Consider the following 13462-nt stretch of genomic DNA (forward strand, 5'->3'; position numbering starts at 1 on the left):
TCCCTATGCGCAGTGTGTTTGTCCTGCTCGGACTGTAACAAACCCAAGCGCCGCCAGTTACCCGCTACCGGCCGATCCCGTTAATGGCACATTGAAACTGCGACCTACGCCCCAAAAACAAAAACCCCGCACTGTTTCCAGTGCGGGGCTTTCACTTCAGCTCGCTGCGTTCAGTTTCAACCGCCCGCAGGCTGAGTCGCCTCAGACGTAAATCGCTTCCAGCGGCGGGAAGCCGTTGAACTCGATAGCGCTATAGCTGGTGGTGTAGGCACCGGTGGACAGCCAGTACAGGCGGTCGCCGATAGCCAGATTCAGCGGCAGGCCGTATTTGTAGTGCTCGTACATGATGTCGGCGCTGTCGCAGGTCGGGCCGGCGATCACGGCTTCTTCCAGCTCACCCTGCTTCTCGGTCCAGAGCGGGAACTTGATGGATTCGTCCATGGTTTCGATCAGGCCGGAGAACTTGCCCACGTCGGTGTAGACCCAGCGCTCCAGTGCGGTGTGCGATTTACGCGAGACCAGTACCACTTCGCTGACCAGAATACCGGCGTTGGCAATCAGCGAACGGCCCGGCTCGAGGATGATTTCCGGCAGCTCGTCACCAAAGTCTTCCTGCAGGAAGCGGGTAATTTCTTCCGCGTAGGTCTGCAGCGTATTGGTCTTGGTGATGTAGTTGGCCGGGAAGCCGCCACCCATGTTGATCATCTTCAAGACGATGTTGTCCTCTTCCTTCAGACGCTCGAAGATCACCTTGACCTTGGCGATAGCGGCATCCCACGCGCCGATGTCGCGCTGCTGAGAACCCACGTGGAAGGAGATGCCGTAGGGCTCCAGGCCCAGCTCTTTGGCCAGCACCAGCAGGTCCATCGCCATGTCGGTCTGGCAACCGAACTTGCGCGACAGCGGCCAGTCAGCGGTAGTGGAACCTTCGGTCAGAATGCGGACATAGATTTTCGAGCCCGGTGCAGCCTTGGCAATGTTGCGCAGGTCGGCTTCGGAGTCAGTGGCGTACAGGCGCACGCCCTTTTCGTAGAAGGCACGAATGTGGCGCGCTTTCTTGATGGTGTTGCCGAAGCTGATCTGCTCCGGCTTGACGCCCAGCGCCAGTACCTTCTCCAGCTCATAGATGGAGGCGATGTCGAAGTTCGAGCCCTTGTCGCGTAGCAGCGACAGCACTTCGTTGGCAGGGTTGGCTTTTACGGCGTAGTAGACCTTGGCGAACGGAAAGCCGTCGACCAGTTCGTCATAGGCACGGTCAATGGTTTTCAGGTCAACAACCAGAAAGGGGGTTTCGCGCTGGTCAGCGGCGGCCTTCAGACGGCTGAAGGTGTCACGATCGAAGTAGTCGTCAAGTTTGATGGACATGGCGTCGGCTCCAAAGCATTAAGTTCGGGTGACGGACCGCGTGGGGACGAAAAGAGGATCAGATATGCAGGGCAGAGGTGCACACGCACGCCCCGCTCGATGAGCAGGAGCCTGAGGTACGCCTTCCGACGGAAGCGACTCTGAACGCTTTCAGCCAACACACAACCCGGGGGTGCGAACGTCTGATCAGTATCCCCACTTTGGTTCGCCTACTTCCCAAGGCGTGCGCCGAAAGCAATAAGTCCGCTCTGTTCCGCGGTCTTGCTGTCTCGTCGTCAGTACTTGAGCCGTATGGATCGTGCCAGCCTCAACGTTCGGAGCGAACCTTAAAACCAAGCGACCCGGCGGTCAATAGCAGGCGACCATTTATCTGGGACAACACCATTCCAGAGATTCTCCCGAGGCAAGCCTTGCACCTTCTTAATTGTTGCAAGACGTAATGAGAACACCTATCATTTGCACCTCAATTTTCTCTCCGGAGACCTCCAGTGACAGTAGAAGCCACCACGCCAACCGCAATCGAACCCGCAGCCACCGCGCTCGGCACCGCCGTTCCTGATGCTGCTATCGACGCAGCGGCAACCAGTGCTGCTGCGGATCCCTCTCTGACTACCGCCCCCCTGGATGCCAGTCTGAACGCTGCGGTTGACAGTGTTGAGACAGCAACCACGCTGGTCGATACCCTGCGCGAATGGCTGATTGTCGGCGGCCCAGTGGTCTGGATTCTGCTGGGTATGTCGGTTATCGCACTGAGCATCCTGCTGATCAAACTGTGGCAGTTCTACCTGCCGGCGCCCGAAGGCGCCCGCGCGGTACGCCGCAGTCTGGCGCTGTGGCACCGGGGCCAGGCCGATGAGGCCATCGCCCAACTGAACACTCGCCAGACTGTGCCAGCCGTATTGCTGCTGGCGATGCGTGGCAAGCGCAGCGGCACCGACCAGGAACTGCTGCGCGAAGAGCTGGAGCGCGTTGCCAGCTTCCGCCTGAACCAGTTGAAAATGCTGCTGCGCCCGCTCGAAGTGATCGCCAACCTGGCGCCGCTGCTCGGCCTGCTGGGTACCGTTCTGGGCATGATCGTCGCGTTCCAGAACATGGAAGCGGCTGGCAGCCGCGTTGATCCGTCCGTTCTGTCCGGCGGTATCTGGCAGGCGCTGCTGACCACGGCAGTGGGTCTGGCAGTCGCCATTCCGGTGGTTGCGGTGCACAGCTGGCTGGAGCGCCGCGTAGAACGCATCGCCGCCAGTCTGAACGATGCCGTCACCCAGGTGTTCACCCACCAGCCCAAGCCCCCGGTCAGCAGCGGAAAAGTCGCCAATGCAGCTTGAAGCCTTCCCGGGCAAGAAGCGTCGCGGCATCAGCCTGACACCACTGATTGATGTGGTGTTCATCCTGCTGCTGTTCTTCATGCTCTCCTCCAACTTCATGCACTGGCGGCAGATCACCCTGTCGTCAGCGGAACAGTCCGAGCAGACGCCGGACAAGATTGAAGTGGTGCGCGTGGAGTCCGATGCAGGCCGCGTAAGCCACGCAGGCAAGAGCTATCAGCTGCAGGATCTGACTGCGCTGAGCGCGCTGGTTGCCGCCAACCCGGATGCGGTCTTCGCCGTTGAAGCCGCGCCCGAGGTCAAGACTCAGACGCTGGTGTCGCTACTCGACCAACTGCACCGCGCCGGTGCCCAGAAGGTCTCCATGACCGGAGTGCTGCCATGAAGCTGGTTGCCGAAAACAGCACCCGCAAGGACAACGGTGACGATCAGCTGATCCCGCTGATCAATATCGTGTTCCTGATGCTGATCTTCTTCATGGTTGCCGGCCAGATCAGCCAGTCCGACGCCACCTTCGTCTCGCCACCGGAGTCGATCGCTGACGCACCGGTTGACGACAACGCGCTGCAGATTCTGATCGATGCCGAGCTGAACATCTGGCTGAAGGACCAACAGATCACGCTGGAGGAACTGGAAGCGCCATTGATCGATGCGTTCGAGCAGGTGGAAGACCCGGAAAGCTTTACCCTGGCGGTCAAGGCCGATGGCGAGGTACCCGTCGAGAACCTGCAAGCGCTGCTGCAGCGCATCAAGGCCGCTGGTTTTCGCCGCGTCACCCTGCTGACCCAGCCGGGCGAGGCGCTACCATGATCCGCACACATCACTGGATCGGTGCGGTCCTGCTGGCAGCCCTCGCACATATCGCAGTTTTCGCGCTGCTGGCGTTCAATCCGCCCAAGGGCACCGCTGCGGCGCAGGGCGAGATGGGTATCGAGATTGACCTGGGCATGCTCGGCGACCTGGGCCAAGCTCAGGAAACACAGCAGCCCAAGGAAGTCGCGCCACCCAAGCCAACACCACCGCCACCGCCGCCGGAACCAACGCCGGAACCGCCGCGCCAGCAGGCCCAGGCGCGGGTGCAAGCCAAGCCCAAGCCGCGCCCTGAGCCGCCACGCGAGCAGGTCGAAGCGCCCCAGCCGGCCCCAGAGCCTGCGCCGGCAGCACCTGCAGTCGAGACTGGTCAGAGCGACGCCAATCAGGCACAGCTCAAACAGTCTACCGGCGTCGGCAACGCCGCCACCGCTGGCGGCATGGGCGGCGCGTCTACCGATTACAAGGCCAAGATCGCGGCCAGCCTGGCACGTCACAAGCACTACCCTCGCGCCTCACGTCGGCGCCGCGAAGAAGGCGAGGTCATCCTGAGCTTCGTTATTCACCGAGACGGCACGGTGACCGACGCACGTGTCAGCAAGAGCTCCGGAGTCACCAGGCTGGATCAGGCTGCGCTGAAAACGCTGGAAAATGCGTCTCCGTTCCCGCCCTTCAGCGACGACATGACAGAAACACAAATGAGCGTACGCGCGCCGATCGACTTCACGGTGGTCAATCGCCGCTGAACCGTAAGCCAAAGAGCAAGAGCAGTGCCTGAAAGGATCAAACCGTAACGCGGCGTTAAGCCTCGGCGATTTCCTGCAAGCGGACGCATTCCAGAGAAGAATGCGCCGCCGCCAACAAGGAAAAAGCCACATACTCCAGGAAGCAAGAGAGCATGACCAACACGACCCTAAACGCCGTCACTCAACGTGGCAGCGATCTCAGCATGCGCAAAATTGCCGGCCCCCACAGTCTGGTAGCCACCTCGCTGGCGCTGGCCATCTCCGGCGGTATCGCCAATCCGCTGTATGCCGAGGAAGTCAGTCTCGACACCCTGCACGTCGAAGACACCGGCATCCAGGCCGACGCCAACCCCTACGCCGAAGAAGCCGCACCGTACAAGGCCCGCACCCTGTCTGACAGCCGTCGCACCCGCGATATTGCAGACACGCCGCAGACCATGACCGTGATCACCCGCAGCGCCATCGAAGACTCCGGCAAGACCGAACTCAAAGATCTGCTGAGTGCGCAGCCGGGCATCACCCTCGGTACCGGCGAAGGCGGCAACTCCTTCGGTGACCGCTACATCATTCGTGGCTACGAAGCCCGCAGCGACATCTACACCGACGGTCTGCGTGACCCGGGCCTGATCACCCGCGAAACCTTCGCGCTGGAGCAGGTTGAAATCGCCAAGGGTCCGAGCTCGACCTTTGCCGGTCGCGGTTCTACCGGCGGTGCAGTCAACAGCGTGACCAAGAAAGCCAACCTGTGGGACGACTTCACCACCGTCGAAGGCGGTCTGGGCACCGACGACTTCGAGCGTTACACCCTGGACACCAACCACGTCTTGACCGACGACCTGGCCATCCGCTTCAACGGCCTGTACACAGAAGCCGAAGTACCGGACCGCGGCCCGGCCGAGAAGCGTCGCACCGGCGCCCTGATCTCCGGCATCTACCAGCCGCTGGATGAGTTCAAGGTTCTCGCCGACTACTACTACGCGCGCAGCGATGACCGCACCGACCCGGGCACCTTTATGACCAACGGCAAGCCGGACGATGATGGCAAGTACGTTGGCCAGAGTGGTCTGGACTTCCAGCGCACTGGCGCCGACATCTTCACTCTGGGCTTCGAATGGGAGCTGGGTGACGGCCTCAAGCTGGAGAACAAGAGCCGTATCGGTTCAACCGAGAACAGCTACATCATTTCCGCCTACAGCTCGCGCAGCGGCGGCACTCGCGCCTTTACCGGCTGGCAGGAAAACGACTACATCGGCAACCAGACCAACCTGACCATCGACAAGATGTGGGGCGAGGTGCGCCACACTCTGGTTACCGGTCTGGAGTTTGCCAACGAGCAGACCGATGCCGGCGGCTACACCGTCACACCGAGCAGCGTACCGGTTAACCCGTATAACCCCGACAACAGCGCCTGGAGCGGCACCACCAGCCGCAACGATGCGGTCACCAAGCTGGAGCTGGAAACCGTCTCGGCTTATGTGATGGACACCATCACCCTGAACGAGGACTGGGAAGTCTTCGGTGGCGTGCGCTATGACCGCTTCGACTACTTCATGGACAAGGCCGAGAGCACCGGCCGCGGCGGCGTAATCATTCCGGCCGCCACCTACAAGTACAACGATGCGTTCTGGAACGGCCATCTGGGTGTGGTCTACTCGCCCTGGGAGCACGGTAACGTCTACCTGAGCTGGAGCACCTCCTCCAACATCAACGGCGGCGAAGCTGACGCTGGCACCAACTGCGGCTACGGCGGCATCTGCACCGACGACGCCGGCAACTACGCCCAGGCCGAGCCTGAGCAGTCCACCAACTGGGAGCTGGGTACCAAGTGGAACCTGCTGGACCACCGCCTGCTGCTGACCGCAGCCGTGTTCCAGACCACCAAGGATGACGTCATCGAAGGCGGCAACGACTCCTATCAGAGCGGTGGTAGCCTGAACACCGGCAAGAACCGCGTGCACGGTGTGGAACTCGGCCTGGCCGGTAACCTCACCGACAAGCTGAGCGGCCAGATCGGCGCGGCGATCATGAACTCCGAGACCATGGAGTCCTTTGATCCGACCAACGAAGGTCTGCCCAAGGCCAACTTCGCCGAGAAGAGCGCCAATGCCCAGCTGCGCTACCAGCTGACCCCGGCCTTCGCCTTCGGCGGCACCATGACCTACTCGAGCGAAATCCATGGCGGCCAACCGGATGCCGGGGCGACCAACCGCATCGTGCTGGACGGCTACACCGTCTACGACCTGTTCGCCAGCTACCAGGTCAGCGAGAACCTGGACCTGCGCGCCAACCTGCAAAACCTGTTCAACGAGGACTACTACACCGCGGTGTACCGCGGCGGCAGCATCGTGTACAAGGGTGACGCACGCAACGCCCAGCTGACTGCCCGTTACAAGTTCTAACGGCGCAGGGCTGAGCACGAAAACAGCGGCGGAGAGCACTCCGCCGCTGTTCCGTTTCCGAGGACTACCGTCATGATCATCGTCATTCCCGGTGTTTTCAGCAGCACCGAGGTAGAGCGCATTCGCAGCCATCTGGACGCCGCCGACTGGCAGGATGGCAACACCACCGCAGGTCAACAGGCCAAGCAGGTCAAGCAGAACCAGCAGTTGCCGCTCGACAGCCAACTGACCCGTCAGTTAGGCGAGATCATTCTGTCCACGCTCGGCAAACACCCGACGTTTATATCTGCGGCATTGCCGCTGAAGATTTTCCCGCCGATGTTCAATCGCTACCGCACCGGCGAAACCTACGGCCTGCACGTGGACAACGCGATCCGCTACGCGCCCGGCAGCCCGACCCCAATCCGTACCGACCTGTCGGCCACCCTGTTCCTCTGCGACCCGCAGGAATACGAAGGTGGCGAACTGGTCATTGAAGACAACTTCGGCAGCCAGCGCATCAAGCTGGAGGCCGGTGATCTGGTGCTCTACCCGTCCACCAGCCTGCACACAGTAACGCCGGTCAGCAGCGGCGCGCGTACCTGCGCGGTGTTCTGGCTGCAGAGCATGGTGCGCAGCAACCAGCAGCGCGAAACCCTGTTCGAACTGGACCAGAGCGTACAAGCGCTGACCGCCGAGCTGGGCGCCAGTCACAGTGAAGTCGTGCGCCTGTCCGGCGTCTATCACAACCTGATTCGCCAGTGGGCGGACACCTGAGCACAAGACCCCGATGAGCCTGCCAGACCACTCCCCGCTGCGTCCGCCACTGACCGCAATCCCGCGTGACCTGGTCAGCGTTACCGACTACGCGCGCTACGCCCGCGAGTTCATCGCCCCACCGGTGCTGGACTACATCGCCGGCGGCGGCGCCGACGAGCTGACGCTCAAGCGTAACCGCCAGCAACTGGATGAGCTGATGATCCTGCCGAGGCCGCTGGTCGACTGCACCCGCGGCGGCACCCACACCACGGTACTGGGAGAGGCGTTGCGCCATCCGCTGCTGCTGGCTCCGGTTGCCTTCCAGCGGCTGGTGCATCCGGATGGCGAACTGGCCACCGCTACCGCAGCCAGCGTGTTGGAAACCGGCATGGTGGTCAGCACGCTGGCTAGCCAACCGCTGGAAGACATCGCCACGCGTCTGGAAAGCCCGCGCTGGTTTCAGCTCTACATGCAACAGAGCCGTGACTTCACCCTGAGTCTGGTCCGCCGAGCCGAGGCCGCCGGGTACAGCCAGTTAATGATCACCGTGGACGCACCGCTGCACGGCATCCGCAACCGCGCGCAACGGGCCGGTTACGAGCTGCCGGCCGGCGTTGAGGCAGTCAACCTGAAGGACCGCCCGCCGCTGCCGAGCGCCAGCTTCGCCCCCAGCCAGAGTATCGTCTTCCAAGGCATGATGAGCGAAGTACCGACCTGGGACGATATCGCCTGGCTGCAGCAGCAAACGCGTCTGCCGATTACCCTCAAGGGGCTGCTGCACCCGGCTGATGTAAAACGCGCGCAGGACATGGGACTGGCCGGTGCCGTCATCTCCAACCACGGCGGCCGCGCGCTGGATTGCGTGCCCAGCGCCATCGAAATGCTGCCACGTATCCGTCAGACCGTTGGTGCGGATTTCTGCCTGCTGCTGGACGGCGCCATCGAACGTGGCACCGACATCTTCAAGGCCATCGCTCTGGGTGCCAACGCCGTACTGCTCGGCCGCCCGCAGCTCTATGCGCTGGCCGTCGCTGGCCCGCTGGGGGTGGCGCACATGCTGCGAGTGCTGCGTGAAGAGCTTGAAGTGACCATGGCGCTGGCCGGCACGCCGACCCTTGCCGATATCACCGCAGATGCGTTGATGTAAGACCCCGCAGGGGCACAGCGTGCTGTGCCCGCATGTGCCTCACAACAGAGATCAAACCCCCTCCGGTCGCCGCTGCCGCTCGTACAGGAAGCTCAGCACTTGCGAGCGGAAGTGGTTGTAACGCTCGTCACTGGCCAGCGCCAGCCGCTCGCGGGGCCGCGGCAGATCCACTTCCAGCACCTCGCCAACCGTCGCGGACGGGCCGTTGGTCATCATCACGATCTTGTCCGACAGCAGCACCGCTTCGTCCACGTCATGGGTGACCATGATCACCGTGTTGTTCAGCTCGGCCTGAATCTCCATCACCGAATCCTGCAGGTGGGCGCGGGTCAGCGCATCCAGCGCCCCGAAGGGCTCATCCATGAGCAGCACTGAGGGCTCCATTGCCAACGCCCTTGCTATTCCAACCCGTTGCTTCATACCCCCGGAGATCTCCGCCGGGTATTTGTGAATCGCGTGATCCATGTGCACCAGCTTGAGGTTGTGTTCGATCCACTCGCGCATTTCCTGCTTGCTCTTGCGGCCCTTGAACACGGTTTTCACCGCCAGTTCGACGTTCTGGTAACAGGTCAGCCAGGGCAGCAGCGCGTGGTTCTGAAAGACCACCGCACGCTCGGGGCCCGGCTCGTTGACCTCTTTGCCATTGAGGATGGCGCCGCCCTCGGTGGCGCGATACAGGCCGGCGACGATGTTCAGCACTGTCGACTTGCCGCAGCCGGAGTGGCCGATGACCGAGACGAACTCGCCCTTGGCAATCTTCAGGTTAACGTTGTCGAGCGCCCGGAACGGCCCCTTGCGGCTTGGGAACTCAATCGACACACCAGACAGTTCGAGAAAGCTCGGCGGCCGAGCCGGGGTGGTCAGCGTGCTGTCTTCAGCGGCTTCCAGCGGTGCTTTACGCAGTGCGATAACAGACATGGTCAATTCTCCTGAAACTCAGTTGCCGGCAACTTTCTGGTGGGACAGCAGGCCTTGCAGGGTCAGCATCAGCCAATCAAGCAGGAAGCCAATGATGCCGATGGTGATCACCGCCACCATGATGCGGCCAAGCGAATCGGAACTGCCGTTCTGGAACTCATCCCAGACGAACTTGCCGAGACCCGGGTTCTGCGCCAGCATCTCGGCGGCGATCAGCACCATCCAACCCACCCCGAGCGACAGGCGCAGGCCGGTGAAGATCATCGGCAGCGCCGCAGGGATGGCGATGCGAAACACCTGAGTGCTCCAGTTCAGACGGATTACCCGGCCGACGTTGATCCAGTCCTTGTCGATGGAGGCCACCGCCACCGCTGTGTTGATCAGCGTCGGCCACAGCGAGCAGAGCGTTACGGTCACCGCCGAGGTAATGAACGACTTCTGAAACAACGGATCGTCGGAGATGTACACCGCACTCACCACCATGGTGACAATCGGCAACCAGGCCAGCGGCGACACCGGTTTGAAAATCTGCACCAGCGGGCTGATCGCGCCATACAGCTTCGGGCTCAGGCCGCAGGCCACACCCACCGGAATGGCAATCAGACTGGCCAGCACAAAGCCGGTAAACACCGTAAGCAGGCTGGTGCCGATCTGATCAATAAACGTCGGCTTGCCGGTGTAGTCACGAATGCGCACCTCGGCGGTCGGATCGCGTTCCAGTTTGGCGGCGTTGCGCTCTTCCTGACGCTGGTAAAAAGCATCGGCCTTGGCGCGCTCGGCCTGATGCTCATCGACCAGATTGACCGCCTGCTCCCAGACAGCAGCCGGACCCGGCAGTACGCCGAGACTGGTTTTGACCTGCGAGGCGCCAACCGACCACACCAGCAGGAACACCAGCAGTGCAATCAGCGGCAGCCCTGCCTTGTTGAACAGCTCGGTGGCCTGCTCGCGCGCATCCTCGCCGCGACACAGCCGCACCACGGGCACCATCCAGTTGAGCCCGGCGGTTTCCAGATAGTTGATCAGCTTGTTGCTCATAGCGTCATACCTCTGCCATCAGGGTGGAAGGGCTCCGACGCCACGCCGGAGCCGCTCGAATTACAGCTGTTCGTCGCCCTTGAGCCCGATCGCAAACTGTTGCAGATAGGCGTTCGGTTGAGTGCCGTCGTAGGTGACACCGTCGATGAACTCGTTGGTCGGGGCCTTGAAGCCGGTTTCGGTGGCAAAGTCGGGGAACGCATCAGCCGCCAGCTTGCCCTCGGCGATCAGCTCCTGCGCTGCCTGAGCGTAGATATCCGGGCGGTAGACCTTCTTCGCTACGTCCATGTACCAGCTGTCCGGCTGGGCTGTGCCGATCTGGCCCCAGCGGCGCATCTGGGTCAGATACCAGATCGCGTCGGAGTAGAACGGGTAGGTCGCGTTGTAGCGGAAGAACACGTTGAAGTCCGGAACCTCTCGCTTGTCGCCCTTCTCGTACTCAAAGGTGCCGGTCATCGAGTTGGCAATCACCTCGGCGTCAGCGCCCACGTAGGTCGACTGCGACAGGATCTGCACCGCTTCGGCACGATTGGCGTTGTTGTCCGCATCCAGCCACGCGGCTGCACGGATCAGCGCCTTGACCACGGCGATGTGAGTATTGGGGTTCTCATCCGCCCATTTCTGGCTGACGCCGAACACCTTCTCCGGGTTGTTCTTCCAGATTTCGTAGTCAGTGATCACCGGCACACCGATGCCCTTGAACACCGCTTGCTGGTTCCACGGCTCACCCACGCAATAGCCATTGATGGTGCCGGCTTCCATGGTGGCCGGCATCTGCGGCGGCGGGGTCACCGAAAGCAACGCATCGGCATTGATCTGGCCCGAGGTGTCGCCGCGGGCCGGTGCGTAGTAGCCGGGGCTGATGCCACCCGCCGCCAGCCAGTAACGCAGCTCGTAGTTGTGAGTGGAAACCGGGAACACCATGCCCATGTTGAATGGCTTGCCGGCAGCGCGGTATTGCTCGATCACCGGCTTCAGCGCAGCGGCGCTGATCGGGTGCTGGGGCTTACCGTCGGCATCCAGCGGGATGTGCTTCTTCATCTCTTCCCAGACGTCGTTCGACACGGTGATGCCGTTGCCGTTGAGGTCCATCGAGAAGGCGGTGATCACATCAGCCTGAGTGCCAAAGCCAATGGTCGCGCCAAGCGGCTGACCGGCCAGCATGTGCGCGCCGTCCAGCTCACCGTCGATGACCCGGTCGAGCAGCACCTTCCAGTTGGCTTGCGCCTCAAGGGTGACGTACAGCCCTTCGTCTTCAAAAAAGCCCTTCTCGTAGGCAATCGCCAGCGGGGCCATGTCGGTCAGTTTGATAAAGCCGAACTTGAGGTCTTCCTTCTCCAGATTCTCGACCGCCTGTACCGCGGTCGACAGTAGACTGCCGAGGCCCAGCGAAACAGCCAGTGACAGAGTGGCAGCGAGAGACTTGCGCTTGAACGTGTTCATAGTCGTGCTCCGTTAAACAATGATCAGTGAGAGGCCGTGGTTCAGAAGGCGACCTGCGCCATCAGCCAGAGCTTGTCGGTATCGGTGGCAAATTCGTCGGCGTTGTAACTGGCGTACTTGGCGACCAGGGTGACATCGCCAAACTTGCGCGCGGCCAGCAGGTCCAGTTCGCTGCCGTAGTCGGCGCCGCCCTTGTCGGCGGAGAAGTCGTGGTAGACCGCCTGCAGCTTGAAGCCGGCGAGGCTGCCGCCGAGCTGCAGATACATGTCTTCCAAGCCGTTGGCCGGGGTATTGAGGAACTTGTCTGCCCAGCCGTTGAACGCGTGGCCGGTTGCCAGCGGCGTGCTGAAGGCCGAGTCGTCCGCGCCCAGCAGCTCGTAACCACCGAGCAGCTGCAGCCCACCGACGTTCACACCCAGCTCAGCCAGCCAGTAATCGGCGCCGATGTTGTTGCCGTCCTCGTAATCGCTCTGGCGTGCGTACTCCAGTGCGTAGCTGAGGCTGGTGCGCTCGCTGAGCTTGGGTGCGCCGGTCAGACGCAGGCCCAGGGTCTTGTTGGACGCAGCCGGCGCATCCTCCAGATCCAGGAAGTAGCCGTAACCGGTGATCTTGACCAGATCAAAACCGCCGTAGGCCAGGTTGACGAAATGGGCCTTGGTGTCCAGGTCGCCCTTCGGCGAATCCTCACCGAAGATGCGGTTGACGTTGTAGACATAGGCATAGTTGAGGGTGGTGTCGGCCAGACTGCTGTTGCTCAGGCTGAAGCCATCGTAGGTCTGTTCGTTCTGACGCCAGCCGACGTTGCCGATAAAACGGGCGTTGTCGTAGATGATGCGCTGACGGCCAAACTTCAGGGTGGTGGCGTCCAGCCCGGCATAGCTCAGCCAGGCCTGGTTGATCTCGGTGCCTTCCGGGTCGGCGACGACCGGATACTGGGTCTTCGCGCTCGGCAGGCCGGTGGCGTTGTTGTAACGCTCGCTGCCAATGACGGTGACATCATCTGCTTCGACGAAGGCGCCAAAGCCGCGATACGGCGCAGTCGCAAAGTTGATGCGGGTGCGCAGAGTGGAGGCACCGGCGCTCTTGTCGATGCCATCCTGATCCACATATTCATAACGGTAACGCAGGTCCAGCCCCGCCTTGCCACCGGTTACCGCCTCACTGATGGAGCCCGCCTCGGCCAACACCAGACTGCTGCCCATCGCCAGCACGGCCCCCATCAGCCATGCCCCAGTTACCCCTGCCCGCAGTTTCATTTGCTCGCTCATGCACACCCCTCCCCAAAAAACGCGCACAAAAAAAGGCGTCCACAAACACCGCTGCTGCTGCAGGAGTGTTGGTGGACGCCTTTGCCCGATAAATCTGTGTGGTCGGAGTTCCCGCCATTGGGATGCCCGACACTGAGGGCAGAGAGCAAGCCCTGTGCCAGATTTCATAACCTACTGATTCAATGCAAAAAACCTATTCCAGAGCAATTCTGGTTCAGGGCAAAAGTGCATTTGCACAGTGCATTGATCAAAAAATGCGCACTGG

The 13462-nt window shown here is 61.7% G+C and carries 12 protein-coding genes; 7 read left to right on the forward strand and 5 right to left on the reverse strand.

Features of this window, described 5'->3' with window-relative positions:
• Window positions 1-201: 201 nt before the first annotated feature.
• Window positions 202-1365: a type III PLP-dependent enzyme gene (locus AAFM31_RS12700; RefSeq protein WP_088274661.1), complete on the reverse strand. Its 1164-nt coding sequence runs from the start codon at window positions 1363-1365 to the stop codon at window positions 202-204.
• Window positions 1366-1853: 488 nt separating this feature from the next.
• Here AAFM31_RS12700 and AAFM31_RS12705 point away from each other — a divergent pair, with 488 nt between their 5' ends.
• From AAFM31_RS12705 to AAFM31_RS12735, 7 genes are all read left to right on the forward strand, one after another.
• Window positions 1854-2690, forward strand: coding sequence for a MotA/TolQ/ExbB proton channel family protein (locus AAFM31_RS12705; RefSeq protein WP_341708298.1), 837 nt, complete (start codon window positions 1854-1856; stop codon window positions 2688-2690).
• Window positions 2680-3075, forward strand: coding sequence for a biopolymer transporter ExbD (locus AAFM31_RS12710; RefSeq protein ID WP_341708299.1), 396 nt, complete (start codon window positions 2680-2682; stop codon window positions 3073-3075). The genes AAFM31_RS12705 and AAFM31_RS12710 overlap by 11 nt, the downstream gene beginning before the upstream one ends.
• The gene (locus tag AAFM31_RS12715) at window positions 3072-3500 is read left to right on the forward strand and encodes a biopolymer transporter ExbD (RefSeq protein WP_341708300.1); all 429 of its coding nucleotides are present in this window, start codon (window positions 3072-3074) and stop codon (window positions 3498-3500) included. The genes AAFM31_RS12710 and AAFM31_RS12715 overlap by 4 nt, the downstream gene beginning before the upstream one ends.
• Window positions 3497-4246: an energy transducer TonB gene (locus AAFM31_RS12720; protein WP_341708301.1), complete on the forward strand. Its 750-nt coding sequence runs from the start codon at window positions 3497-3499 to the stop codon at window positions 4244-4246. Before AAFM31_RS12715 ends, AAFM31_RS12720 begins: the two co-directional genes overlap by 4 nt.
• Window positions 4247-4398: 152 nt before the next feature.
• Entirely contained in the window at window positions 4399-6645 is a 2247-nt protein-coding gene (locus tag AAFM31_RS12725; protein WP_341708302.1) for a TonB-dependent siderophore receptor, read from the forward strand.
• Window positions 6646-6717: 72 nt separating this feature from the next.
• Window positions 6718-7401 carry a Fe2+-dependent dioxygenase gene (locus AAFM31_RS12730; protein WP_341708303.1) on the forward strand — a complete coding sequence of 228 codons (684 nt, stop codon included), beginning with the start codon at window positions 6718-6720 and terminating at the stop codon, window positions 7399-7401.
• Window positions 7402-7414: 13 nt separating this feature from the next.
• Window positions 7415-8530, forward strand: a complete 1116-nt coding sequence (locus tag AAFM31_RS12735; protein ID WP_341708304.1) for an alpha-hydroxy acid oxidase — start codon at window positions 7415-7417, stop codon at window positions 8528-8530.
• A 51-nt stretch (window positions 8531-8581) separates the two neighbouring features.
• Here AAFM31_RS12735 and AAFM31_RS12740 read toward each other — a convergent pair whose 3' ends face one another.
• Genes AAFM31_RS12740 through AAFM31_RS12755 form a run of 4 tightly spaced genes read right to left on the reverse strand, consistent with a single transcriptional unit; the run spans window position 8582 to window position 13197 of the window.
• Window positions 8582-9448, reverse strand: a complete 867-nt coding sequence (locus AAFM31_RS12740; protein ID WP_341708305.1) for an ABC transporter ATP-binding protein — start codon at window positions 9446-9448, stop codon at window positions 8582-8584.
• A gap of 18 nt (window positions 9449-9466) precedes the next feature.
• On the reverse strand, window positions 9467-10486 hold the full coding sequence (locus AAFM31_RS12745; RefSeq protein WP_233049021.1) for an ABC transporter permease: 1020 nt from the start codon (window positions 10484-10486) through the stop codon (window positions 9467-9469).
• Between the two features lie 60 nt (window positions 10487-10546).
• Window positions 10547-11929, reverse strand: a complete 1383-nt coding sequence (locus AAFM31_RS12750; protein ID WP_341708306.1) for a CmpA/NrtA family ABC transporter substrate-binding protein — start codon at window positions 11927-11929, stop codon at window positions 10547-10549.
• 41 nt (window positions 11930-11970) lie between these two features.
• Window positions 11971-13197 carry an alginate export family protein gene (locus tag AAFM31_RS12755; protein WP_341708307.1) on the reverse strand — a complete coding sequence of 409 codons (1227 nt, stop codon included), beginning with the start codon at window positions 13195-13197 and terminating at the stop codon, window positions 11971-11973.
• Window positions 13198-13462: the final 265 nt, after the last annotated feature.

The organism is Halopseudomonas sp. (genome assembly GCF_038130085.1).
Lineage (GTDB): Bacteria > Pseudomonadota > Gammaproteobacteria > Pseudomonadales > Pseudomonadaceae > Halopseudomonas.

Bases quoted from the DNA above. Each gene is read 5' to 3' on its own strand.
- AAFM31_RS12735 (WP_341708304.1), top strand. From the start codon at position 7,415: ATGAGCCTGCCAGACCACTCCCCGCTGCGTCCGCCACTGACCGCAATC.
- AAFM31_RS12700 (WP_088274661.1), bottom strand. From the start codon at position 1,365: ATGTCCATCAAACTTGACGACTACTTCGATCGTGACACCTTCAGCCGT.
- AAFM31_RS12720 (WP_341708301.1), top strand. From the start codon at position 3,497: ATGATCCGCACACATCACTGGATCGGTGCGGTCCTGCTGGCAGCCCTC.
- AAFM31_RS12750 (WP_341708306.1), bottom strand. From the start codon at position 11,929: ATGAACACGTTCAAGCGCAAGTCTCTCGCTGCCACTCTGTCACTGGCT.
- AAFM31_RS12710 (WP_341708299.1), top strand. From the start codon at position 2,680: ATGCAGCTTGAAGCCTTCCCGGGCAAGAAGCGTCGCGGCATCAGCCTG.
- AAFM31_RS12745 (WP_233049021.1), bottom strand. From the start codon at position 10,486: ATGAGCAACAAGCTGATCAACTATCTGGAAACCGCCGGGCTCAACTGG.
- AAFM31_RS12740 (WP_341708305.1), bottom strand. From the start codon at position 9,448: ATGTCTGTTATCGCACTGCGTAAAGCACCGCTGGAAGCCGCTGAAGAC.
- AAFM31_RS12730 (WP_341708303.1), top strand. From the start codon at position 6,718: ATGATCATCGTCATTCCCGGTGTTTTCAGCAGCACCGAGGTAGAGCGC.
- AAFM31_RS12755 (WP_341708307.1), bottom strand. From the start codon at position 13,197: ATGAGCGAGCAAATGAAACTGCGGGCAGGGGTAACTGGGGCATGGCTG.
- AAFM31_RS12725 (WP_341708302.1), top strand. From the start codon at position 4,399: ATGACCAACACGACCCTAAACGCCGTCACTCAACGTGGCAGCGATCTC.
- AAFM31_RS12715 (WP_341708300.1), top strand. From the start codon at position 3,072: ATGAAGCTGGTTGCCGAAAACAGCACCCGCAAGGACAACGGTGACGAT.